The 25,136-nt window shown below is 38.2% G+C and carries 21 protein-coding genes, 1 tRNA gene and 1 other RNA gene; 5 read left to right on the top strand and 18 right to left on the bottom strand.

Going from position 1 to position 25,136, the window contains the following annotated elements; all coding sequences use genetic code 11:
• Positions 1 to 18: 18 nt before the first annotated feature.
• The 3 genes from GKO22_RS16455 to GKO22_RS16445 are packed head-to-tail and all read left to right on the top strand — an operon-like array spanning position 19 to position 1,905.
• Entirely contained in the window at positions 19 to 354 is a 336-nt protein-coding gene (locus GKO22_RS16455; RefSeq protein WP_166337005.1) for a plasmid mobilization protein, read from the top strand.
• Positions 335 to 1,234 carry a relaxase/mobilization nuclease domain-containing protein gene (locus tag GKO22_RS16450; protein ID WP_166337003.1) on the top strand — a complete coding sequence of 300 codons (900 nt, stop codon included), beginning with the start codon at positions 335 to 337 and terminating at the stop codon, positions 1,232 to 1,234. Before GKO22_RS16455 ends, GKO22_RS16450 begins: the two co-directional genes overlap by 20 nt.
• Positions 1,235 to 1,245: 11 nt before the next feature.
• Positions 1,246 to 1,905: a hypothetical protein gene (locus tag GKO22_RS16445; protein ID WP_166337001.1), complete on the top strand. Its 660-nt coding sequence runs from the start codon at positions 1,246 to 1,248 to the stop codon at positions 1,903 to 1,905.
• 21 nt (positions 1,906 to 1,926) lie between these two features.
• On the opposite strand, the gene GKO22_RS16440 is transcribed toward GKO22_RS16445, so the two are convergent.
• Both GKO22_RS16440 and GKO22_RS16435 read right to left on the bottom strand, forming a co-directional pair.
• Positions 1,927 to 2,436, bottom strand: coding sequence for a hypothetical protein (locus tag GKO22_RS16440; RefSeq protein ID WP_166336999.1), 510 nt, complete (start codon positions 2,434 to 2,436; stop codon positions 1,927 to 1,929).
• A gap of 44 nt (positions 2,437 to 2,480) precedes the next feature.
• Positions 2,481 to 2,702, bottom strand: a complete 222-nt coding sequence (locus GKO22_RS16435) for a hypothetical protein (RefSeq protein ID WP_166336997.1) — start codon at positions 2,700 to 2,702, stop codon at positions 2,481 to 2,483.
• Positions 2,703 to 2,774: 72 nt separating this feature from the next.
• Between GKO22_RS16435 and GKO22_RS16430 the strand changes: the two genes are divergently transcribed.
• Positions 2,775 to 3,020: a helix-turn-helix domain-containing protein gene (locus tag GKO22_RS16430; RefSeq protein ID WP_166336995.1), complete on the top strand. Its 246-nt coding sequence runs from the start codon at positions 2,775 to 2,777 to the stop codon at positions 3,018 to 3,020.
• A gap of 665 nt (positions 3,021 to 3,685) precedes the next feature.
• Here the strand turns inward: GKO22_RS16430 and GKO22_RS16425 are convergent.
• The 13 genes from GKO22_RS16425 to GKO22_RS16365 all read right to left on the bottom strand — a co-directional run bounded on the left by GKO22_RS16425 (position 3,686) and on the right by GKO22_RS16365 (position 18,624).
• A complete protein-coding gene (locus GKO22_RS16425) occupies positions 3,686 to 4,405 on the bottom strand; it encodes a hypothetical protein (RefSeq protein ID WP_166336993.1) in 720 nt (239 codons plus the stop codon).
• Positions 4,362 to 10,634: a P-loop NTPase family protein gene (locus tag GKO22_RS16420; protein WP_166336991.1), complete on the bottom strand. Its 6,273-nt coding sequence runs from the start codon at positions 10,632 to 10,634 to the stop codon at positions 4,362 to 4,364. Before GKO22_RS16420 ends, GKO22_RS16425 begins: the two co-directional genes overlap by 44 nt.
• Positions 10,635 to 10,666: 32 nt before the next feature.
• Positions 10,667 to 11,158 carry a hypothetical protein gene (locus GKO22_RS16415; protein WP_166336989.1) on the bottom strand — a complete coding sequence of 164 codons (492 nt, stop codon included), beginning with the start codon at positions 11,156 to 11,158 and terminating at the stop codon, positions 10,667 to 10,669.
• 2 nt (positions 11,159 to 11,160) lie between these two features.
• Positions 11,161 to 11,541 (bottom strand): TIR domain-containing protein, encoded by a 381-nt coding sequence (locus GKO22_RS16410; protein WP_166336987.1) that lies wholly within the window; start codon positions 11,539 to 11,541, stop codon positions 11,161 to 11,163.
• The gene (locus GKO22_RS16405) at positions 11,534 to 12,019 is read right to left on the bottom strand and encodes a hypothetical protein (RefSeq protein ID WP_166336985.1); all 486 of its coding nucleotides are present in this window, start codon (positions 12,017 to 12,019) and stop codon (positions 11,534 to 11,536) included. The genes GKO22_RS16410 and GKO22_RS16405 overlap by 8 nt, the downstream gene beginning before the upstream one ends.
• Complete coding sequence (locus GKO22_RS16400; RefSeq protein ID WP_166336983.1) at positions 12,016 to 12,966, bottom strand: caspase family protein; 951 nt, start codon at positions 12,964 to 12,966, stop codon at positions 12,016 to 12,018. The genes GKO22_RS16405 and GKO22_RS16400 overlap by 4 nt, the downstream gene beginning before the upstream one ends.
• Positions 12,963 to 13,547 (bottom strand): TIR domain-containing protein, encoded by a 585-nt coding sequence (locus GKO22_RS16395; RefSeq protein ID WP_206367942.1) that lies wholly within the window; start codon positions 13,545 to 13,547, stop codon positions 12,963 to 12,965. The genes GKO22_RS16400 and GKO22_RS16395 overlap by 4 nt, the downstream gene beginning before the upstream one ends.
• Before the next feature lie 241 nt (positions 13,548 to 13,788).
• On the bottom strand, positions 13,789 to 13,974 hold the full coding sequence (locus tag GKO22_RS16390) for a hypothetical protein (RefSeq protein ID WP_166336981.1): 186 nt from the start codon (positions 13,972 to 13,974) through the stop codon (positions 13,789 to 13,791).
• A 4-nt stretch (positions 13,975 to 13,978) separates the two neighbouring features.
• Positions 13,979 to 14,668: an RloB family protein gene (locus GKO22_RS16385; RefSeq protein ID WP_166336979.1), complete on the bottom strand. Its 690-nt coding sequence runs from the start codon at positions 14,666 to 14,668 to the stop codon at positions 13,979 to 13,981.
• Positions 14,653 to 15,945: an AAA family ATPase gene (locus tag GKO22_RS16380; RefSeq protein WP_166336977.1), complete on the bottom strand. Its 1,293-nt coding sequence runs from the start codon at positions 15,943 to 15,945 to the stop codon at positions 14,653 to 14,655. Before GKO22_RS16380 ends, GKO22_RS16385 begins: the two co-directional genes overlap by 16 nt.
• A gap of 476 nt (positions 15,946 to 16,421) precedes the next feature.
• Positions 16,422 to 16,790: a transfer-messenger RNA gene (gene ssrA / locus GKO22_RS16375) on the bottom strand.
• 67 nt (positions 16,791 to 16,857) lie between these two features.
• Positions 16,858 to 17,838, bottom strand: a complete 981-nt coding sequence (locus GKO22_RS16370) for a cation diffusion facilitator family transporter (RefSeq protein ID WP_166336975.1) — start codon at positions 17,836 to 17,838, stop codon at positions 16,858 to 16,860.
• Between the two features lie 33 nt (positions 17,839 to 17,871).
• Entirely contained in the window at positions 17,872 to 18,624 is a 753-nt protein-coding gene (locus tag GKO22_RS16365) for a glycoside hydrolase family 25 protein (RefSeq protein ID WP_240920345.1), read from the bottom strand.
• 305 nt (positions 18,625 to 18,929) lie between these two features.
• Between GKO22_RS16365 and GKO22_RS16360 the strand changes: the two genes are divergently transcribed.
• Positions 18,930 to 19,014, top strand: a tRNA-Ser gene (locus tag GKO22_RS16360).
• Positions 19,015 to 19,741: 727 nt separating this feature from the next.
• On the opposite strand, the gene GKO22_RS16355 is transcribed toward GKO22_RS16360, so the two are convergent.
• Genes GKO22_RS16355 through GKO22_RS16345 form a run of 3 tightly spaced genes read right to left on the bottom strand, consistent with a single transcriptional unit; the run spans position 19,742 to position 24,859 of the window.
• Positions 19,742 to 20,290, bottom strand: a complete 549-nt coding sequence (locus GKO22_RS16355; RefSeq protein ID WP_166336971.1) for a hypothetical protein — start codon at positions 20,288 to 20,290, stop codon at positions 19,742 to 19,744.
• A gap of 23 nt (positions 20,291 to 20,313) precedes the next feature.
• Positions 20,314 to 21,771 carry a RagB/SusD family nutrient uptake outer membrane protein gene (locus tag GKO22_RS16350; RefSeq protein ID WP_166336969.1) on the bottom strand — a complete coding sequence of 486 codons (1,458 nt, stop codon included), beginning with the start codon at positions 21,769 to 21,771 and terminating at the stop codon, positions 20,314 to 20,316.
• 13 nt (positions 21,772 to 21,784) lie between these two features.
• Positions 21,785 to 24,859, bottom strand: coding sequence for a SusC/RagA family TonB-linked outer membrane protein (locus tag GKO22_RS16345; protein ID WP_166336967.1), 3,075 nt, complete (start codon positions 24,857 to 24,859; stop codon positions 21,785 to 21,787).
• Positions 24,860 to 25,136: the final 277 nt, after the last annotated feature.

Genomic DNA, 25,136 nt, shown 5'->3' with positions numbered 1-25,136 from the left:
TCTCTAAAAATTACAGCAATGAAGAAAGAATATCTCAATAAAAAAGTAGAAGTCCGTTTTACTCCAGCGGATCTGCAAAGATTGAAAGACTTGTCTAAATCAGCGAACATGAGTGTGAGCCGATATATACGAACAGCATGCTTCAATAAGAAAGTGGAAGCCCTATTTACCAATGAAGAAAGAACCTTTTTCAGAAACCTTTCGAATATTGGAAACAATATCAATCAAATTTCCAAAACACTGAATTCGCAAATTAAGGACAGTACAATTGAATTTCGATTGAAAAATTCATTGGATCATCTCGATTATTATATACGTAAACTACTAATAGAAAATGATAGCAAAGATCATTAAGTCAAACGCAGGGTTTTCGTCTTCTCTAGATTACTGCTTAAATAGAGAGAAGGCGAAAATCATCCACATCGATGGATTACGCCTCGGTGATTCTAAGTTCTTAGCAAAGCAGTTCGAATTGTTATCAACGTCCAACGAGCGAATAAAGAATCCACTTGGACATATAGTGCTTTCTTTCTCCAAAGATCTAGATGGTAGGCTATCCGACAACATGATGAGTCTCATCGCACAAGATTATTTGAACAAAATGAAAATAAGAAATACAGCACTAATTGTTGTCCGACATGAAGATAAAAAGCATCCTCACTGTCATCTCGTTTTTTCAAAGAATGGTTATGATAATCACAAAATAAATGAAGACTACTCGAAAATACGTTCATTAAAAGCTGTCAGGGAGATTAATATCAAATATGGATTTACCAAAGGCAGGGAACAATCACCTTACACGGATAGTAAAAACAAATACTATCAAGTGAAAAAAGAGATCCGTTATTATTTGCAACAAGGTACTAGGAGCAGTAATGCTCGAAATGGCTGGAAAGATTTGACCCACTATCTCAATTCAAAAGGAATAAGTGTAGAATTTAAATTTAAGGGTGATTCCAAAGAAATTCAGGGGGTGTCTTTTGCGAAGGACGGTTTTAAATTTAAAGGGAGTGAAATCGGAAGAGAATTTTCTTTTTCAAAGATTGAACAATCCTTTGACACTGCGGTATCACCTGCTGTAAATACGGATGAAAAAGAAATTGATACAGGATACGAACCTAAGCAATCGGGATTTCTGCAACAATCATTTCACGGATTACTTAGCCTCGGTGGCTCGATAAATCCAGTGTCAGTTGACGATGCCGCGAAAAGAAAACGCAAACGTAAAATATAAAACGTAAAGAAATGGAACAGATAAAAGAAAAATTACTGCAAATAGAAACATCGGTAGATGCATTAGTACGCGACCTTGTCAAGATCGCCCCAATGATACATGAATCGAATCAAGATACAATAGAGTTAAACCAAAACCTCTTCAAAGGCTTAAATAAACTTAAAGAACTGATTCTTGAAAGAGAAATTCAACAAGAAAAGCTTTTGAATGCTTTAGAACCATATTTCTTGACAATCGAACAATATCAAAAAGTGGGAACAAATATTGAACAAATTGTCGACACCGCTGTTTCAAAATTGAACTCAACCCAATCTTCTCTTTTACAATCAGTAGGCAGTATTCCCAAGGAAACACTCGTCGTAAAAAAACATACATTAGATTACAAATCCCTTCCGCTAATATTAATATTCAGCCTCATGGCAACAGCTATCTCTTTCGGGCTAGGTCAATTTTGGGAGCAAAAGAAACAGCTTGTCGAGAAGCGATCATACGAAATTCGCTACCGCCTAATGGCTTTAGAAATGCCCGAATTTGTGTCTGGCGTCGATTCACTATTTAGTAAGAATAGTGAACGTTTTGAAGAAGTTGTTATGAAGCGCGAAGAAGAACAACGATTACTTCATTCAATTGAAAGGAAAAGATTAGAGATCAAAAATTTGGACAACAAATAGTACGAATGATTCGGTCAAGCTTTAGACCGAATCATTCTTTAGGTAATTCTTCACTAAAACTTCATTCGGAATCGAAAAGACAGACGCCAAATTTAAATTCGTATATCTCTTTTTTATTTCATCCATATAAAGAACAGTGACTCCTTGATATTGCTTTAGGCTTACCAAAGTTTTATCCGCAACGGATATACGCGTGTTGGGTTCAAAACTGTATGGGTAAAAACAATAACATTTGTAATATATCCCGTTTGAATTGAGAAAATCAAGTATTTCTATAATGCAACTAGAACCAGTTTTCCCACCGAGTCCAAGAAAAAGTTCATAGCGATTTTCTTTATGGAAATAAGCCGACAAATTTTGTTTGTCGTAGATATTTCTCTTTATCCCTATAAGCTCATCAAAAATATGTCGCAGATCTTTTTCTCCATCTAAATAAAGATATAGCTTATCCCTAAAGAAGTTATCATGAGACTTGATGATGTACCCTCCTGCTCCTCCAATTCCCACGTATACCGTTCTTAGTAATGACATTTTATTTTGATTAATATTTCTGATTAAATAGATGCTTGCAAAAATTATTTCCTCAACTGCTGTCTCAAATATTCGTCTATCATCTGTTCTCTATTTTTCATCTTTCTTTTATTCTCTTGGCTTGCGAAAATCGCTCTAAGAAAAAGACCCCAAGCTGCAAAAGCAATAAAAGCACCAACGAACATGTTTCCATCACCGATGAGGCCTTTCATCAACGCCACGAAGCTCACTACATTCACAACAAAAAACCAAAATATCCATCTCATAATTCGAATATAATAAATCACACGCATATATGTAGGTGGTTTGTGTTATTTCTTTGTGCTAATTGCATCTATATGCAAAAGGAATCAATTAGCACTGATATAGAGCAATATGTGATTAATAAGGTAAAAGAAATCCGTACCGCTAAAAGAATTTCTCAAGCCAAGTTAGCGCATATGATTGATATTTCTGTTGGTTTCGTTGGCAATGTTGAGAACCCAACTCATATCGCTAAATGGAACTTAAATCACCTTAACCGGATATCAAAGGAACTCGACGTTCCGTTTAAAGACTTTTTTCCTGAAAAAGGAATTAAATAGGCCTTAGATTATTCTTCTGAGCTTTTTTAGTTGTTTAAAATTGCTCTACCAAGCGCGAGTAAAATGGCCTATTGACAAACAACCCTCTAAAATAGTAGCCATTTTAGGCAAGAATTGACAGCATAGATCGCTCAAGTCGCCCAACGGAGATGGTATTATCCATGCAGGCGATATAAATAGTTCAATGACTGGGGTTTCAATCCGGATCCAGAAAGTGAAATAAAGAAGCATTGGGATCTTGATACCCGATGATATTGATATATTGGTCGTCTACGATCCACCTTTCGGCATTTAAGATGAAATCGTTTACGGAAAACAGGTGGGGTGTGAGGAATTATTATTACGTGTCTATCAAGTAGAACCTAAATACCACATTTTTGGACATATCCATGAGGATTATGGTAGCATTTTTAAGGGAAGAACTACTTTTATAAATGCTAGCGTTTTAGATCATTGGAATGAAATGGAATATAGCTCCACGCCAGACAAAGTGGCCGCCTATGAGGAGGACGAACTGAACTGCAAGGATGGTGACAATCTGCGCAGTACCCGGAGGGCAAATAGACGCTATCCCAATGCCTTTGGAATTGTGCACTTATGGATAGGGTCTATTTGGATTGGCGACATACTTGCTGAAGGAGGACGACGAATGCCTTATTTCCCCCTTACTTTTTATTTAATAGATAATCTAAATCTGCTTCATAAGCTTTTAATAAAGCTTCATTGAGTTGTGTATATTTCTTAAGTTGAGAAATTCTCTTTTTTAACCTTTCAATATCATATCTATTTGAGAAGTTATCCATACCAGAATCTATATCAAAAGAAGTATGCTGATTTAGTAAAACACTGATAATCTCTACATCAGCATTATCCGATAGATCGATTGTGTTTTTGATCCACTCTTCTGTCCTTTCATTTTTGGCTTCATTAATAGTCTGTTCCAATGCATACTCTATCCAAATCCTGGCTGTCTTGTCAATGTCGTTAGCAATATTCACCCATTCTTCTACAGACTTATTATCTAAATTATCTGTTTCTAATTCAGCTATATCTTGATCGTGCAAAGCGTTATAAAAATAAGGTTCTTCTGTGTCTGGATTTAGCTGGGATAGTGTATCCAGAATAGGTTCGAAGTTTTGGAAAGGTCTTCTTCCGTCCGGAAGAGATTGGCGATGTTCCCATAATTTTAATATTACATCAAAGCATTCTTTTTCTGCTACTTTCTTATCCTCATCGGACCGAGCTTGTTCGGCAACTGTCATCTTTTCTGCTATATAATGAGCCATCCAGCGTGAGAAGGTATCCACACCTGGCTCTAATTTAAGCTCCTTCACAAAGAGCCTACCCAAGTTTTTGACTTTTTCCTGTTGTTCTAAGTTCTCCATCTGATGATAGTATAAATAGTTTGTGTATAGGTTTCGAATAGTCGTATTTGTCTTCTCGGCTCCGGTATTTATAATTAATTTCCCTTTTTATGCCGACTTCCAATATCAGGTCACAATTAAGCGTTGAACACATATATTTTAAAAATTGTAATGACGCTTTTAATCGTTTTCCGGCCTGATTTGGATTTTCATCTCTGTCGGATCGGTGACTACTCCATATTTCGCATTTCAAGGCTGGATATGATGATTGGGGTAAACACCAAATTTTCCCATTATCATCTAGAGACAAACTCAATCTGTAAACAATACTATCTCCTATAACATAAGGAGGATAGTCTACATTATCAGCATAGGGATCATATTCATCTAGTCTTTTGGAAACAGATTCATCCTTAATCCACCCCTTAAGTTCGAAAGAACCTGATTCTATCTCCATGCTTCCCTCTTCATAATATGGAAGTTTATAGTCATGAGGGTCACTACAAGTTTCTAATGCCCTCATTAGCGCGTTAGAAGTGTCTTTAGAAACCAATGCAGAGGCTATTGAAAAACTTTCGGTTCTTTCGCTATCTTTTTCTTCCCATCCTCCTTGCACGTTAAGCCATAATTCTTCGTTGTTATCTGCCGTTAATAATGTTTCAAAAAAAATGTTTTCTGAGATATCCGCTCTCCAGTTTTCATGCTTGTTTTCTGAAATCCATTCAGGTCTTCTTAATGGTACAGGATCCCGATAATCTATTAACCATTTTCCATCAGCACACGTCAATAAATGACCTGAAATCCACTCGTTCCACTCATTATCATACCAATCTCGTTTTGAAACCACAGGCATGTTCTCAATAAGCTTTGCTGCTGATGCCATCAGGGAATGGTAAGATAAATAAAAATCAAGATTATCAGTCCTTGGGTAACTTCCGTGACTATGCCACGTTTCTCTTTCATTAGAATGGCTATTCCATATCGATATTCTCGGATCATTGTAATAGCCATTTTTCTCCTTTATACCCCATTCTTCAATGATGACACTAGCCGCTATATCTTCTGCTTGTTTCCCTGGTATGCCAAATACATCGCCCAATGGTTCAAACCAGTATCTGTCAAAATCCCATCCGAAATGAAAATCATATTCAGTATTAACTATTCCGTTTAAATGCCAATAACTGTCTACTTTATCATTGTAGTTCATTTCCATTATCGGCATATTACTTTTGCCAACAACCTTTAGCTTATTTAGTGTTTCCTCAACATAGATATCCTCTAAAGAAGTGGAGAGATTAACTGCTATCTCTGATGAAAATTTTTGTATAAGAATGTGTGGCTCGCCAAAAGCATATTGAACAAATATGTCTTTATGTTGGCCTAACAATTCTGGTTTGTCAAGAGAAACCCTTGCTAAAGCAATTAATAAATATAATCGGGCATGAAGGTTATAAAAAGGAAACTTATGGTGTCCGAATGCGCCTACTACGTCTTGTTTCAACCACAAGACTAAAGCATCGATGATATCGATACAATTAAAGTCTGCTAGCTTTCTGACACAATGTGCTGCATTCCATCTTACCGATGACCTTGGTGACCCTAAAGCTGACCATATAAATCCTGCAACGTTTATGCTGACATCATTTGTAGTATACAATTTGTCACTCCATACACCATCGCCAAAATCTTCTCCGATGTGCAATTCAAAACGCGACAATGAATAATCGGTTAATTCAGATGCCTCTTTTTCGCTGATATAGGATGATGCTACGAATACAAAGCCAAAAAACTGCCGTGCATCGGTGATCTCATTACCATTCGCTAAGCCTGATACGATTCCAGAAATCAATTTTTTGGTTAATGTTTCATCAAGATTTAGTTCTTTTTTGAAAGAGTTAAAAGAGTATTCGTTTGTCAATTCGTGCGCATAACGTTCTCCGAACTTATAAACGATACCTGACAACTTCGCTTGATAACTCACCTTACCTTTCCATGTCTCATGCATGGAAGAAAGGAGATCTTGAACATCATAATGGTCAATATCTTCAGAAAGGAAGACAATATCAATAAAGGGCCAAAGTGATTTTTCTTCCAGCCTGATTATAGCCGCCTTTAATAAGTCTCTCAAACTCCATCTAAAATCATCTTTTCCCTGCTTTGATTTAAATCGCTCTATTAATGCGGCAAAACCTTCCGGCGTAGCAATGTTTAGGTCTTTAAAAATGTCGTCCCAATCTTTTTTAGATTCCTGCTTTTGCTTATTGTCGGATAAATCTTCAGGGCTTTTAATATCTGTCTTTTGTTGTGCGTAGAAGTCCATAATAGACTTTAATGCTTCATTACTGATGTTATACTTACCTGCAATTTCTTTCAGCTTATCCCAATGCGTATTATTGCTACCTTCTATCTGGAGTAAATAAATGGCATCATTAACTAAGTTCTGCCGGATACTATGAGATGGCTCATTTTCCAAACAGATTGCAAGTAGCTCATTCAATTGATGGTTAGAAAAAAAACGGTTTAATGCCCAGCCTGTACTGGCAGAGATTGTTTTGGAACTGACTAATTCTATCAACATTGCTTCAAGTTGATATTCAAAGCGACCTATATCTCTATCCCGCCACCGGCTTAATGCTGATATAGCTGCGCCTGGCGACATCTTAGCGCAAACACTCATTGCTTCGCTTCTGCTCCAATGCTTTTCCCTCGCAACATTTTCTCCAACTAACTCGGTACACCTGATGAAGCGATACCCCAATTCATCAGTAACTTTTGAATTGGCACAAGCTCTCTGAGCCAATGCAACAACTGCTTCCCATCGTGAAACAAGTTCATCTCCAAATTTAGAAGCGACTTCTATCGCCTTGTCAAAATATACGCTTGCATCATCAGGTGAAATGACCAAAACTGCACGTGCGAGCGCAATGTATCTATTAGCAATCTCATCAGGTCCATCGTCATGGTTGGTTTTCGTTAACTCATAAGTAGCATTTTCTAGAGGCTGTCTTATATCTAATAAATGAGTAGCCCTACAAGCTGAACGGAGCAGGCGGGATTTATCCTGTAACCTGAAGGCTTTGTTATTATGTAGAAATCGTTTGTAAAACTCAGCCAGATCTTCATTGCTTCCTTGTTGATGGAATGTTAGTATATCAGCACAGGTACGGGCAATCTCGTAGGGAAGCATATCATGGCTCTTGTGTCTATTGGTTCGAGCCTTTATTGAAGTCTCATTGACAGAACCAACAATTTCAAGAAGTTTTATTTGTTTGTCAAATAAAATCTGAGCCCTGAACAAATACCAGGGAAACAGGCCATAGATGACTTCTTTAAACTCTTTAAAGTCATTATCTGATTCATGGCTTTTCTTCTTGCTGGTAAATTCGCTTGGAGAGATAGCTTCTATATCTACTTCTGATTTACCTGACAGCACCGAACGTATAGCAAGCGCTTTAAGATAAATAGTCCTTTCACCTGACGAATGAGTGCTATAAACCATTCGGTTGGCCTTTAGCGGCACATAATGATTTAAAGCTCGTAATATCTTTTGTGGAGATAAACCATTATATAAGCATGCTTCGAGAAAAGAAAGAATAGCTGGCGTTATCCTGTCATTGAAAAAATCTTTCGATCTTTTAATTCTGCTTTTCCGGGAACAGAACAAATTCAAGCATGTTTCTATTGCACTTGCTTGAGGGAATTTTCCAATTTCTACAAGCCTGCTAACTATGCCAACCAGATAATAGGGTTCCCGAATAAACCTCTCTGTAAAATCACTTATCTCCTCAAATCTCCCCAGATCAATAAGTCTTTCTGCTAAATTCTGTACCGTCCTGAATAAAGCTTCTTTTGGCTTTAAACCATATAGGAAATTAGTACAATCGTCTACTCCATAAATGTTTAAATGGGCATAGGCAAGTTCCAGGACATCATCATCATCAACACGGTTTTGATTATAACGGTCATCATTTTTTCTCTGCTGCTCAAATTGAATATGAAGCCAATTCATAGCAGCGCGCAAATAACCTCTTCCTTCTCCTCTATAATCTGATATTCCCGACAGCAATGAAGCAGAATAAATATTCTCAGATCCGTCCCAACTGTTGCTTAGTAATCTTTTGAAAGCAATCTCCTGAACTTTTTCTTTGCTTTGAAGAGTAGTAATTAGGTCAATATTCGACCCGAAAAGCGCTATTTGCCGCTGATTTCCTGCTACTTCTTCGCCGGCTCTCATTGCCAGCTTAATGGCATCTTTAAAATTTTTGAGTTTAAGCGCTGCTTTAAATGCAAATTGCAAACGATACACCCGGATATTACGGGCATCTATAGGGTTGTTTTCAGGCAAATAGTCGTCTGAAAGTGCGATGGCGATTAATTTATCGTATTGCCCGGCTTGCAGGTATAGCTGCGGCAAGACTTCTGCCACATATGGTAACTGATGAGCGAGCGGCTCTAAAGTTGTTATATATTCTTCGTAGTTTTTCTTAGTAGCGAGGAAAGTGTTTCTAAACCAAGTTTCTGTTGGCTCGTCTCTGAACTGTATAGAAGTATCATACATCCATAGGGAACGACCAATGTCAGAAACAAAACTTTTCACATGATCTATACTGACATTTGCCACTTTTGACAAAACATCAATGGGAATATGAGGGGGTAAGCTGGCTAGACCTAGGGATATCGAATTAATTTGATGATGATGCTCCTGAGGAATCAGGTCTTTTATTTTAGATATCGCTGAATTTAACTGAAACTCTATTTGCTTTTCGACAGAGGTCACTGATGGTCCTAATGAGGCTAACAATTTATGGATTGAGTCACATTTTACATCCAAAGCATTTGCCTGGACCCGTGGATTACCCGACGTTAAACGGTGAAATTCAGCTCCATCTTTTTCATTTGCTTCAGGAAACCATTTTTTTAAGTTTGCCAAAGTTTCCTCCTCTGAAAATGGTTCTAGCTCTAATTGGGTAATAAAGCTTTGCGGTTGCAATAAATGGATCCGTTCCGTTCTGCATAACAGTATCAATTTACATCCATCCGGCATATTCTCACGAATCAGCTCATGAGCAAAACAGGATTGTGTGTATTCTATGGCAGCCATCTCCGCATTGTCGGCAGCATCAATTAAAATAAATAGCTGAGCTACATCAGTTACTTTTTTTAGGGACTGCACAGAGGCTTCAATTCGTTGAAGGAATTTTCGCATGATGTCCTCATCCAGAGTTGTATTCTGTACGATCAACGGATCACACAACCCTTTGGAAGCAAGTTCATTTACAATTTGTACTAAAGCGTCCCTATGTTTATGCCTGGATTCACTTCGATTTCTGTAGCTTCCTGCACCAAAACAATCATATGCAAGGCCTAGAGATCCTTCGGGTAAAGAATGGATTAACTGTCGACAGAAAACGGATTTTCCTACGCCCCCCGCTGCATGTACAATTACGGGATAGGATGAACCCGCAATGCTGTTCTGGAGAATTGCATGTTGCCTGCGTTCGATTATGTTAGTAATCTCATCCCACTTAGCCGGAGCAGGATATAGTTCTTTTTCAGAGGTTATACCAAAACGCTTTAAAACATCTTCCCGATTAATACTACCATTCGTATCGGGCAGTACCTTCTCTTGTACTAAAGCAACAAGATTTTCAATTTGTGCATTTTCAACGGAACCTGCAATTAATTGAGCTAATTCTATTCTTAATTCATCTTTTTGAATGTTGTAATTGCCTTCGCCATCTTCTAAATATAGTTTACAGCAGAAGGACACCAGGTCATCTTCAGCGAGATTGGTGTAGCTCTCGATTGTTCTCTTGAAAAGAGAATCGACCTTTTCCTTCTTTGTAATGGCTGCTAAATTTGCCTTGAATGAATCCGCAAATTTTCTGTTTGTAATTATGGTAAAGGAAATGTCGGAAACATCTGCTTTATCCTCGTTCTTATGCTGTACATATCTTGCAGCAAAGCCGATAAAAGTGTCTTTTAAGTCGCTTATTGTAAATGGCTCATTTACTTGGACCGTTGTGTGCTTTAACTGATAATAGTCTACTTTTTTCTTTCCCGTATCTTCAGCACTGTATTCCGAAACGTCTATGACATATTCTCCGGCTTTTTCTATTTCGGACGACCCTTCAATATATATTTCTGTTGTGCATGAGTTAGGGTATATTAATCTTAAGCAACGTCTGGCTGCCCATCTGTAATGAAATACATCACCCGCTCGTGAATATGCTACTAAATTGTTTGGCATAAAAAGACCAATAAATTATTCTATAAACTGGTTTAAATCGTAGAAATGTGCTGGCTCCAATTGTCAATTATTGCTTTTAATTCTTCTGATAATTCAGTTAATTGTTCTTCAATGTCAAATTCAAAGACATAAAATTCACTAACATTCGGATCAAGTATGCCTTCTTTTTCGATATTTTTCTCTTTAAGTATTAATATGGGTATTCCCACCATATACGCCATTCCCGCCTCTATTTGAATCCAAGATGATGATCGGAATTTGTGGACATACTCAACCTCATACTTACTGTGTTGTTTTGCATAACCTATATAATCGTGAAACCTTTCTAAACCGACAACAACAACCGCTTTTGAGTGTATCATCAATTCCTTTATTGGTTGCATAGGACTTTTAAAGCTCCAATTGTTTTTGCCTAAATTTACTGGGTTTAGCCCCCGTTCCTCGAGCTCTTTCTTTAAGAGTTTTAGAAAGGAATCTTGGTTATTATTGAAAGGAGTTGGGTGAGAGATAAATACCTGAATCATATTTATAAAGAGTGTATGAAATTCTTAACATTGTCCCAAGTCCAAGTTTTACAGTCAACATAAAGCATTTCAGAAGGCTTGCTCCATACATTTCCTCCTGATATATAAATACCCATAATTCTTTTGCGTTCTTCTATGGCACATTTAACCTCCCAAAGAGCACCAGAAGCATTTTTTAAATTAGGAGAAACCAAAACTATAACGCCATCACAACCTTTTATTCTTGTTCGACAGTTTGCTTTCCATGTGCTATCCCATGGTTGCTTAACTGACATATCCACAAATTCATAAGGGACGTTTGCATTTTTAGCTTGGCCACAGAATAACAATTTTTGAGTTAAATCTTCCATAGCGAAAGAGACAAAGATTCTTTTATTAGCCATTGTATTTAAGTTTTTCTTTTGAAATTGTATTTAAATGTATTACCATTTTTTTTAAATTAAGCGCATACTCAACTATATCAGCTGTACCACCCAGCCCCTTTGCGGGTTTCCCATCCCAGATAGCAAACAGCACATCGGATTCTTCCGCAATTACATGTCCGGCTTCTAAAAATGCCTTTTCACTAGGTTCAGAGTAGTTCAGTTTTTTAATTTGTTTACATAGGGACAACAATTCTAAATATCGCTCTCTGTTGTTTGTATCAAATGTATCTTCATATCTGGAACATGGTATTATTGCAGTTAACTGTATATTTAATGAAATCATAACTTTGGCAAAGAGCTGGTCTGCCCCTATAGCAAGACAAGTGTATGCTGATCGTATTTGTCTCATCATTGTAATTTCTTTTGTTATTTCATTTTCAATCCAGTCTGTTAAATCTGCTTCGAATTCCTGATGTCCGGTAATTCCAATTTTCATAGCTTTCCTTCTTTAGCGAGTTTCCAATAGTATTTACCCAATGGAGTTAATGAGCAACTCTTTGAATTTATAGCAGCAAAATACATGTGGTCTTCACCATTAGGCTCCAATAAAGAATTTCTGTTCAGTCTTTGAAGTTCATCAAATGTGGCTTCGTTAGAATGCCCTCTTGGTTCAGCATCGGGTTCGAAAGTAGGATCTAAAGGAAAAATAAAATCAGGAGTTGAAAATAGCATAGGCAACTTTCTTAACGTTTCATGTGCTATTCTGGGTTTACTTTTTCTCAAAGGAATCATACTAGAAATATTGGCTTTAAAAATAGGCCGTTGATCCCAAGGACCTAATAATTTATCTGCAAATTCATAAATGCCTGCAACTGTTATTAACCCGATGGTATCTGATGCCCCTCCTTCTAAGGCCTCCACGACAATATCTGTAAAAATCCCACCTGTTGGGCTTTCAAAAGAAACCTGGGATTCGTGACTGGAGGTAAGAATTGAAACTCCTTCTCTTAATACAGTAAGGTTTTGTAAAAAGGATAAATTTCCTGCTGCACCACTAAAACAGCAATCAAGAATAATCACGACTTGCTTTGCTTTAGAATTATTGGCTTTTTCCATCAAAAATTCTAGTTCGACTCCCATCTCACTTCCATTAGCATCTTGTGTGACAAGTGATGATTTTACCTTATCATCTGCTTCACAACCGTGCCCAGAAAAATAAAAAAGAGCAACATCACTATCAGTACTAAATAAATCTATTATAGCATCTTTTAATACATTTCTTGTAATGGTTACATCAGATGAAATGACCTTTTTGCAAAAGAAGTTGGGTGATTCATCATAGTTTTTGGATAGAATATTATTTATTCTATTGGCATCAGGGATGCATGCGGCTAAGGGACTTGTAGGGTAGTCGTTTATTCCTACAATTAATGCTTTTCTCATAAATTGCTAATATTTACATCTCTTTGATAGGGTTTGGTGCCTTTTAACCATGATTCTAAAACCACATATTTTTGAGAATCATCAATAACCCATAATTTGTCAATATCATTGGAATCTTTAATCTTTTTAATGAATGGATATAATGATAAGTATTCAAATCCTTTGTAAGAGTATTCCGTACTTGACGTGGCTGAAACCGGTACAATTGCACATTTGCTGGTAAATCCATCCATATAACCCAATTCCCAAGGCATCCATTTAGAGACTGAAGCATTGTTAGATATAGCCAAAAGGAGAGTTTTGGATGATTTCATTTTTTCTCTTATTAAAGTTGCCGTGGCTTTTGTCACATTACTTCTGTCTAAATTTGGATCAATAATCCAATCCACATAAACCGAAAATCCCATTCGGGTAAGTTCAATGTACAAACCTTCAACATCTTCTTTATCTAGAAAACTATGAGATAGAAATATATCAAAGAATGTATGAGTTTTGTTTTTCTCAGAAAACATCCTCGTGCTTTCATTTAGTGTTTTTGTTCGAGATACTTGTTTTAAATAAGTGCTATTATATAAAGGCATTTTAAATTCTTTTTATAAATGATTAAATATTATTTCAACTCCACGATACAGTTCTTCTTCCCTTTAATTCTGAAGGTATTACTCCTCTGTTATTTTTCCTTATATGCATTCCTATTAATGAGATTTTCTCTTCTATCGCACATTAAATTTCGAAACGTGTTCCGCTACTGTGGTAGGTGTTTGTACTTAGTAATACAATTACACTATGGCATCTTTTCATTTTCACTCTACATTTTTGCTTCTATTCATGTTGTTTGTTAGGAGCTCTTATTGACATATCTATGAAATCAAATGGAGAACGATTATTTCTTGCTTGCTCCACCAAGTAATCTCTATACACTTTATCTTCAGTAGCAAATGATATGAATATGCGTTTTCGTACTTCTTTTTTATTTTTTGATTCAAATAACCAATCCAAAAATCTCATCACGCTACTGTTTTAACCTTACTAATTCCTCCACCAATACCCATACCATTGTACAAGGATTATGGTTTGCATAATCCTGCCTGCCTTCAAATCTTTCTGCCAAACGTTTAGCATTCCGTATAGCATTATCCAAACTGCCGTACTCCTTTAGCAATGCATACATCTGTTTACTATTTTTCTCGTATCTGAATTCACTGCCCAGTATAGGTTTAAGATAATTTTCGATCATCTCTTTATATCGCCGACGAGACATAGCGTTTTCATAATATTGAAAATGTAGTAAGTACCATAATTCGAACGCTTCATTGCTCCAAGCACAACCCACATCCGAATTATGGCACCGCTGAATAGCTCCGTTAAAATCCTTAGCGGAAAAACTATCTCTGTCAAAAACCACCCAAAGTCTATCAATCTTACGTGTAGTGTTTTTCTCATATACGGTCTGTAATCGTAAAGCTTCATCTACCAAGGATTGTGTATTTCTTCCAGTACCCGCAATATCTATTTGATAAGCAGTTAATACCCCTTTCGGTAAATCTTCCTTAAGACCTTCAAAATAATTAGGTTCGGTTGCTTCCCCTTCACAAACAATCAGATAATATTTCCGCTTATTACGAATATCTTTTTTACGTTTTTGTTCTTCTCGTGCAAATCGTTTTAACCGTTCATTTGGAATCTTTATCTTTCTTGCCATTCTGTTGCGATATTAGACAGGTTACCAATAAACGGGATCGCACCATAACGACCCTCTATATAATCTTTTTCAAATGAACGGTCTTTGCGGATCGTTTTACCATCCTCTTTATATTCTACTAAAGAATAAATATCTGACGCACCATATTCATCTTTCTCCACAAAATAAATCTGATCTCTTCGGTAATTTCCGTAATATAAAAGATTAGTATCGTGCGTAGCAAAAATAAGTTGGGCATTATTTCGATTGAATTCGCTGGAATTAAACAGTTTAGTTACAGCTAAAGTCAATAAAGGGTGTAAGCTAGCATCTAACTCATCTACAACCAATAACCCTCCGTCATTTAATACATCGAAAATCGGCCCGGAAATATTGAACAGCTTATTGGTACCGGAAGATTCCTGGCTACGCATGTCAAATTCCACGTTCCCAATCAGCTCATCATTACTATCATACTTTTTGTGAATTGTCCTTATATCAATTTTATAAGCACCTTCAAGATCAGTAATTAGATGCTTTATCAAACCTTCCGGCATGTCACTAGGCAGTTCTTTAGGGTCAAACGGTTTTTTTGCGATATTAATATCCTCAAAACCAAGATCAAGTTTTTTATAAAAATTTAGTAAGGTCTGATTAGTTTGCTTGTTCTCTAACATCCCAAATGTGACACCTTTGTATCCTTCATGGCTTAGACCGGAAATACTAATAAAATTACTGAACCATTTCATAATCTTTTGTGAGATCTTACCGTTAAATTGATCAGCAACAGCAAGAAACAAAGCATTTGTTCTAGTTCGTTCCTCCAAATTTTTACCTTCAGAAAATCCCTTCATGACTTCGATGCCATCATCTTCCCGGATAAAAAGAGGCTTCTCTGCTGACTTTATAGCTTCAAATAACCATTCTGCTCGAACGCTTATATTATCTACTTCAAACCCATATCTATATCGAATACCATCAATTAAAAAGATAGCTTCGAACGAAGAAGGTTCATCTTCTGTCTCTGTGCTAAGTAAAAAAGGTGTAATATCTAAATCATCTGCTGAAGACTGTTCGAAAGATTGTAAAACTAGTCTTCTCATTGTTGACATAGCTTTAATTAAATTACTTTTTCCACTGGCATTCGCACCGTAAATAACAGCGCCTTTCAGCAAATCATAACGTTCCGTGGAAAATATATTGGTTTCAACATGCTCTTTTATAGATGTCGCCAACATACTGAGCGTTGCCTTGTGTCTAAATGATAAAAAGTTGCTTACTGAGAATTCGAGTAACATATTCTTTGATTTTGTGAGAAATATTCTCAAATATACAAAAATATTGTCGTTTAGTCAGAAATGAGATTTTTTCTCATTTCTGACTGAAAAAATGTAGGATTTAACTTTACTCAGTATTATTGCCACATAACGATTAGCATATTTCAGATTTATAAGAGGCTGTAGGTATACGCTGGAGAAATTAAACAAGTTCTCCATAGAAAATATTCCTTGAGTATTGACGATAGTGCTTGCTTTACGTTTAATCACTTTGATGCCGTAGCTAAACAGCCTTCTAATTTTTTTACATAAAAATATGTACAATAGAGTTTCAAATAAACTCTTTTCAACTCAATTTAGGAAGAAGAATCAAATTATAAGTCAAGCAGCTACTAAGTATTTGATTAAAAAATCAGCGTGGACTAAAACAAAACACCCAAAATTACTGGGTGTAATTTTGGGTGTAAAACTTGTAATTTATTGATTTACAAGTGTTTTTGTGGAGCCGGAGGGATTCGAACCCTCGTCCAAACATAGTATGATCTACGCTTTCTACATGCTTAGCTTCTCTTTAATTGTCGGGAATCCGAAAGGTGAGTCGCTTACCTATACCTTATTCCTTATTTGCTGAGTCTTATTCATGCTTAGCAACATCACATGAACCAGTTCTACAGTTCGATGCCTCTGATGTTAGACGGTAGAACGGAGTCTAACGAGACAAATAGCTATGTTAAGTCTAACTTAAGCAGCTAAGGCGTAGTTTTCTTCGCCAGTTGTAAAGTTGAAAGTTCAGATTATAGTGCTAGACTAACAATGCACTGCATGCTTACATAACCATCGCTATCCTGTCAATTCCGGTCGACCCCAAATAGTAAGATTCGCAATAATTACGAGGATACAAAAATAGGAAAATTTTTCGGTAAAAACGAGTATCTATGACTCTCTAAAGTGTTTCATATTTTTCGGCAAATTCACCGAAGTCCAATCTATGTGCTTGCTATATGCTTCGGAACGAATGGGACAATCTTTCACGTTACAATAGTGGCAACATTCCGGCATACAAGGATCAGCATGTACGAAAAGTTCGGTAGGCATATCCAAACCTTTGTTAAGGTTATCCTCAAAATCAGAAATCACATCGTGCACTTTTGTGAGCGTATAGTATTTAGGAATCGTCAGGTGACAATCCACATGCAATTCACGTCCATAGCGCTGAATCCGCATGTTGTGCACATCGATCCAATCTTCCTTACGGGTTTTGCCCAGCACGTCGACTACTTCCTGCATTACGGTAACATCAGATTCATCCATCAATCCACTGATGGATTTTCGCAACATTTTGTAGCCACTCCACAAGATATAACTTCCTAGTCCGGCAGAAAGCGCGGTATCTATCCACGCCATTTGCGTCATCTTCATGAGATAAAGACCTGCAATCAGTCCGATAGAGCTAATCGCATCAATTTGCAAATGTTTGCCATCAGCTTCGATCGTCATCGAACGCAAAGCAGCTCCTCTCCTTTTCAGATATTCGCCTACACCAAAATTTACAACAGCTGTTGAAAGTATGAGCCAAAGTCCCTCCATGATGTTGGTGATTGGCGCTGGCGCAATTAAGGCATAAAAAGCCTTGATAAGGATAATCGAGCCGGCGATAAAGATCAACCCACCTTCCACGAAAATGGAGAAAAACTCTACCTTTCCATGGCCATAGGGGTGATTTTCATCTTTTGGCTGAGCAGATAAATAGATACTATAAAATGCAAAAGAAGAGGCGACTACATTAACAATACTCTCTGCTGCATCCGAAAAAATGGCATTGGATTCCGTGATGAAATAGGCCATAAATTTTACCAGCATCAATCCGACACCAGTGAATAGAGATAGTAAAATAAGCCTTTTTTCCCGTGACATGATCTGCGATTTACGTCAAAATTAACAAAAAAATCAGAACGGCAGACAAAGCTGTTCAAGCTCCTCAATACTACCTTTGTACATATTAAGATCAACCGGAGTAGCAATACCATTGACACTCCCCCGCTCTGAGAACTGCCAAAAGTCCCAGTGTTCTTTGGGAGATTCGATCCAAAAATTATAGTTAGCGATCCAAAGCACATAGTCTGAAAATTCCCGCTCCAAAAAATCGGTATAATAGCTGTCGCCAGAATACAAAATAGGTTTGACTTTATAATGCTGTTCTACTTCGGTCAACCATCGCTTCAAGCCTTTTTGTAAATCTGACATCGATTGATTCCGTGGTAATTCTTCAATATCTAAAACTGGAGGCAGGTCACCTGGTTGTAGCTTCACCTGCCGGATGAAGTTCCTAGCTTGCTTCAATGAATTCTCGTTTGGCCGGTAGTAATGGTATGCGCCTTTAATTTTCGATTGCTCGATCGCACCTAGCCAGTTCGTTTTAAAATCCCGATCTTTATCCTTCTCCCCCATTGTTGCTCGAATGAAAACGAAGTCCAGGGGAAATTTATCATTGATGGTGCGTATACTATCCCACATAATATGACCTTGGTAGTGACTAATGTCAATTCCAAAAGTATAGTCTTTATGCTGTGACATGAGGAAGATATTTCGAGCATCGTACTTCTTATTACTCATCCGATCAGACTCCGTCTTTGAGAAAATCGCTTTTGTATAATAGATAATTCCTGCCCGGTAATGCCACACACCGATGAGTAAAATCAAAATCAGCGGGATTAGAATACTCCAGAGAAGATACGGCAGTCGTTCTTTTTTGGTGGAGATTACAACTTGTTTTCTACTTCTTCGAGGTGCTGCCATACGACTGCAAAACTACAGCTTTTTAAACGCCTGCACAACTCGATATAGCTGCATATCAAGATCCGTTTTCACCAGGTAATCTTCTTAGAAGCTATCGAATTAAGGTCTCAGATAAGCTAAAAAAGGATCATAAAAAATACATTTTATTCATTTTCAACGATGTAAAAAATATGTTTTGGAGCTGTATTCAATTTTTCTACCTTTGCAGCGGAGAGTTGGCAGAGTGGTCGAATGCGGCAGTCTTGAAAACTGTTGACTGTCACAGGTCCGGGGGTTCGAATCCCTCACTCTCCGCACAAAAATCCTTCATCGAAAGATGAGGGATTTTTTGCGTTGTGCCGGTTCGAACAGATGCGCTGGGCGGGTTCGATTCTTGAAGGCTCAGGGCAGTGTGCGGGATTTCAAGCGGGTGAGCCAATCCGGAACGCTCCGCAGATAATTACATCGAAATACTCTAAAATCCTGCAAATGTTTCATTTGCAGGATTTTTCATTGGTACCAAAGCCATGAATTACGCATTATTTCGCATCAAAATGGTGCGTTATCTGGTGCGTCAGCGAAGTAGAAAGTGTGACGCACTAGAATAGCTGCAAAAACCTGTAAACGGACAGGTTGCACCAGGGAACATCTTGATTGAAATGTCTTGTAATTCTATTTTTATTCACCTTTAAAATAGAAGTATTATGAAAAGTACATTCGCATTGCTGTTCTTTCTGAAAAAGCCAAAAGGCTATTGGTCAAAACTTCTCACTTACAAATATGCGGCTATGAAGCCGCAGTTCTTTATTTAGGAATGTTCATATAAACAATCAAATCATTGTAATCGTGTAGATTTTTTTTAATGCTCCCTGGGGCCTGCTAGAAAAACAACCATAATATTTCGATTTCAGAAACCACCAAAAGCTCTTTCATTAGCAAAATCACTCCATGCACTGATATCGCCGTCACAGTGATAATTTGCTAAAAAACAACGAGCCGCTGAAATAGCGGCTCGTTATCAGCTTAAATATTCTATGTACAATCAATTACGATAATAAGTAGTGAATCGACTGTAATTTTGGCTCGGAGAAACCTGATCGTTGCCCAAAAGATCCAATGCCAGATAGTACTGATTGCCTGCAGTAGTACTGCCGGGTATTGGATCAATTAATATCCATCCAGAAGAGGAATTAGCAGGTATCGTAACAGTCTTACCCGGATTTACAAAATTGAAATGTGTACCCTCGACTGCCGGAACCAACGTATTTTGTTGAGCTGGCGGCACATCCATTGTACCTACGCCGAAATTGATCACCATATCCGAAGACGATTGTGGGCCGACCAGTTGCACTAAGATAGAATCACGACCCCGATTGTTTACGGATACATGGCGACTTACTAACGTCATAGGTGTTCCAGTTGCGTTAGCAAAAACACCCGCAGGTCGGTACGCTGCATTTCTTCCTAATATATGGTTCTTAAATTCCACTACAGAAGGTCCTGTATAGATGATTTCTCTTTCTTCCTGACATCCTACCATGCTAATAGTAAGGAGAAGAAAACTGAATATATATAAACTTATCTTTTTCATATGTATCTAGAATAATGTAAAAATTAATACCCTGGGTTTTGTGGAAGATCTGGATTGAAAAGAACCTGAGCAACTGGAAGTGGTGCAAGTAATCTGTGATTATCATGAGATAGGAAGCCTATCCCCCCAATAACTGACGCAGATTTGCTAACACCATTACCCCAACGCTTGAGATCAAAATATCTGACGCCTTCGAAATGAAGCTCCCTATTACGTTCAACTTTGATATAATCAACAATAGATGCATCAGTAGGTACACTCGTAGTCGAAGCATTTCGGGCTGTGCGCAAACGAACAATCTCAGAAGCTGCCTCGCCATACCGTCCAGTTGCCGCCAATGCTTCTGCTTTCATCAACAATACGTCTGCATATCGAACGATGATAAGGTTGTCTGAATATAAACCATTAGATCCGTTATACTTATCCGACCAACGATACTGCGGATATCTGCTGTCAATATATATGAGATCTAGACGATCATCATTAGGATCGTCGAATGAGGCATATAATTCAGGACTGACCGTCTGTCCCCCAAATGTCGATATCCCATTCCATAAAGGAGCATGCGTGTAAGAATAGAGTGAATTATTGGATCCAAGCGACTGGGTCGCAAAATCAATCCAGAGCTGCGTAAATGCTTCTGGATGAGTCGCAGATCTAAAGGCAGTTGCAATATCAGAGGTTAACTCTGCTGAACTGTTGGCAAATGCCAAATCAAAGTTTGCAATTGCATCTTCATATCTTTCCCAGTACAGGTACAGTGTTCCTTTGAGTGCGTAAGCTGTACCTAGAGTAAAATAACGTACTGAATTGGTAGGATTGGTAGCATTTTGAAACAGCGAAATTGCGTCGTCCAGATCGCTTTCTATTTGTTGATATGTTTCTAGAATGGAAGACCGATTAATCGATCTCGCATCTTCCAGACTTCCGGTGGGAGTCAATCTGATAACAGCGGCACGGTCAAAGCCAGATCCAGATCCAGTGGTTGGAATTTTGTTTGGCTCGTACCCATATACTCTAGCCAAATTGAAGTAAGAAAGGGCGCGTATTGTATATGCCTGTGCAAGAATGCTATTTTTCGTTCCTTCCTCACTGGCAGTAACAGACATGGCAGGCGTATTTGCCAATACTTCGTTTACATCGTTAATAACAGAATAACTAACCGTCCAAATGTTGTAATGTGCCGAATTGTCATTTCGGTTAACCGAGTTATAACGTTGCCCCGCTAAATCGGCATCTGTTACTATATTATCGGCTAGGGCATCACCCATAAGTTTTAAATCTCGCCCATATAACTGACCATCGCCTGCAAGCAAAAAGCGGTTATAAGCAGAATTGAGTACTGCGCGAGCGGCGCTGATATCTGTAAAAACTGCGCTTTTAGATAATTGATTTTGTGGCTCGATCTCGATCCAGCTCTCGCAAGAAGAGAATAGTAAGCCTATACAAGCCGTTGTGTATACTAATATTTTCTTTTTCATATGAATCTTCTAATTAAAAAGTGATTGCTGCGCCGAATGTAACTGTGACCGGATGTGGATACACGTTCATTTGGCTCTGATTGGTCGCGCTGATTGCTGTGTTTTCTGGATCTTCCCCCGTAAAACGTGTAATGGTCCATAAGTTCATTCCTTGTGCAAAAACCCTAACATCCTGAATCTTACCAAGTATGGACTTTGGCAAATTATAACTAAGCGTTAATTGCTTCAGACGAATATAAGATGCGTCTTGTAACCATCTAGAAGAAAAGGTGGTAATTGGCACACTCCCAGGTTCAGCTCCATTATAGAAAGGTCTTGGAATTCCAACAATGTCTCCAGGTTGGCTCCAAGATTCATACAGTTGATTGGCTAAAGAGTTATAACCATAAGCTCCAGACAGTTCTAAAGGATAATTGGTATCTGTCCATGCAAGATTCCCATATTGATATTGAAACAAAAAGTCTAAAGAAATTCCTTTGTAGCTTAATGTATTATTCCAGCCTCCAAAGAAATTAGGATCATAGGATCCGTAAGGACGTCGGTCATCCACGCCGACTGGGTTATACGTTATATTGCCTTGTTGATCGTAGTACATGGCTCGCCCATCTGAGGGATTAACACCTGCCCAAGGTATTGTGAACACCTGGTTTAGGCGTTGACCGACAGTGTATCGACCGGTGTTAATATTTGGCGTACCAAAGTAAGGCTCTATGCCTGCTTGTTCATTTAATGCCAGTAATTCATTGTCAATAAATCCAATATTGAAAGAAGAGGTCCATTTAAATCCGCCTGTATTCACAGGTATACCACCCAACTCTAAATCAATACCTTCTAATCGAGCTCTACCGGCATTAACAGTGATTGAACTATAACCCGCATCAGTAGGGAGTTCTTGTGCAAGTAACATGTTATTGCGGTGATTTCGGTAGATATCAACAGATCCGAAAAGTCGGTTATTAAACAAACCAAAATCCAATCCTAAATTGACAGAAGAAAGCTCTTCCCAAGTAAGATTGGGCACCCCCATCTGTGCGGGTCTCAGTGTCGACTGCCCATTATATGCAGCTCCAGCACCAGGGGAATTAAATAATGTTAAAGAAGAAAAATTACCGATAGCTCCCTGATCTCCTGTCACTCCATAACTTGCACGTAGCTTTAGTTCGTTGATGGCCGAGACATTGAAAAATTCTTCTTGCGATATACGCCAAGCTCCTGATAATCCGTAAAACAATCCAAACTTATTGTCTGTCCCAAAGCGGGATGAACCATCGTAACGTAAGTTACCTGAAAACAAGTATTTACCTTGATAATCGTATGAGCCACTAGCAATAAAACTAGCCATCTTGTACCCCGTAAAGGTGGAGGTGTAACCAGTATTGGTAGCTGCTTGGCTAATCAGGCGAAGTAATGGATTTGGAAATGTCTGCGCCGCTGCGCCCACTTGCCTTTGCGAGTAATCTCTATACTCGACACCCGCAAATCCCGAAATTGAGTGGTCTTGTGCAATTGTTGTACTATAGTTAGCCGTGAGCGAGGTGTTGAAGTTTACTGTTCGAACAAAGTTATCGGCACCGGTTCCGGCAGTACCAGCATACGCAGGTATGTTGCCTGGTCGGTAATTGTAATTTCTGGCGTCAGAAAAATCAAAACCACCGAAACCGCGGATACTAAGGCCAGGTAATATTTTGTACGTTAATGCCAAAGAAGAAAGTGTCCCGTAGGTGTTGGTTTCACGCTCTTCTTCATTCAAAACCTGAACAATGTTGTAGCCATATCCATTGATAAGGTTATTATTCCAGGTACCATCCGCGTTGTATATCGGATTGATGGTAGGAAGTAGTAACGCTCCAGTAAAAGGAGTGTTAGTAAAAAAACCATTTCCAGTTGAAGGTCCTGAAGACACAGCATTGAATAAATTTATTCTTGTATCGATAGAAAATCTTTCAGAGGCTTGATGATCTAAATTGACCCGAACATTTCCCCGATTAAATTCCGAACCAATTACGGTTCCTTCGGTCTTGTTCAAACCGCCACCTATATAAAAACGTGTTTTGTCGGTACCTCCTGATACATTAAGGTTGTATTGACCCAACTTACCACGTCTAAATACGGCATCGTACCAATCGACACTGGGTATTTGAGAAGGTTCTAACCAATTGCTGGGATTACTTCCCCACAATCTCGTGTTCCAAGCAGTGACCCCCGCTTGCCCGTTACCTGTGACTGCTAAATATTGATTGAAATAAGCCTGTCTGTACAATTCGTAATACTCTGGACCTGTTGCTAAGTCATAAGGGTTGGGGTTCTCCTGCCACCCTTGTTGTGCGTCCAACTTAATCACTGTTCTTCCAGCGCGACCTTTTTTGGTCGTCACAAGAACAACGCCGTTAGCAGCTTGAGCACCATAAATGGATGCAGTCGCGGCATCTTTTAAGACTTGAATAGACTCGATGTCTTCTTGATTGACAAAAGAGAACAAATTTTGAGTAGTTTGGGTGGAGACACCTCCTGCGTTCATTTGTATACCATCTATGATGTAAAGTGGTTGCGCATTCCCATTTACAGATACCGCACCACGTATGGCGACATTAAGCCCGCCTCCTGGTTGTCCACCACTTGATGTAACCTGAACACCCGCAAGACGCCCTTGCATCGCCCGGTCAAATGATTGTGTAGGTAGCCCCTCGATCTCCGCGCCACCCAAAACAGCCACGGCACCCGTCAAGCTTTCTTTTCTAAGTTCCTGACCGTAGCCCGTTACGATGACTTCAGAGACGACAGATGCGTCAGTCGTTAAGGAGACATTTACGACACTACGTGATCCTACCGTGACCTCTTGTTCAGCAAAACCGATGGAGCGAAAAACTAAAACAGAGGATCCGGATGGCATCGAGATGGAATAGTTCCCGTCTGAATTTGTTTGAAATCCATTTTGCGTATTTTTTACTAGGATGGTAACACCGGCTAAAGGTCGTCCATCTTCCTGCGACGTTACCTTTCCAGTAATTCTTTTGGTTGATTCCTGTGCATACGATACACTAAATAACAGCGTACACAGCACAAAAAAAGTGAGTAATTTTTTGTTCATAGGTGTGTGTTTAGTTTGATAGTCCACAATACTATGAAAAAAAAGCTATTTGTTAAAGAATGTTAAACAAAAAACAAAAAAAACAAATGAATTTTTTAATTCAAAAGGCAAAAACAATATAAAAAATGTGATTTATTAGTGTGAAACTGATTTGAAGCCTTACCGTTTTTCAAACAGTGAATAAATATAAAAATGCTCTTTAAGTAATCATAAATTTCTTCATATACAACCACGGACTTAGTCCATTTAGTGATTTATGAGGATGATTACTGTTGTA

The organism is Sphingobacterium chungjuense, assembly GCF_011316935.1.
Lineage (GTDB): Bacteria > Bacteroidota > Bacteroidia > Sphingobacteriales > Sphingobacteriaceae > Sphingobacterium > Sphingobacterium chungjuense.
This window is presented reverse-complemented; position numbering and strand designations above follow the sequence as displayed.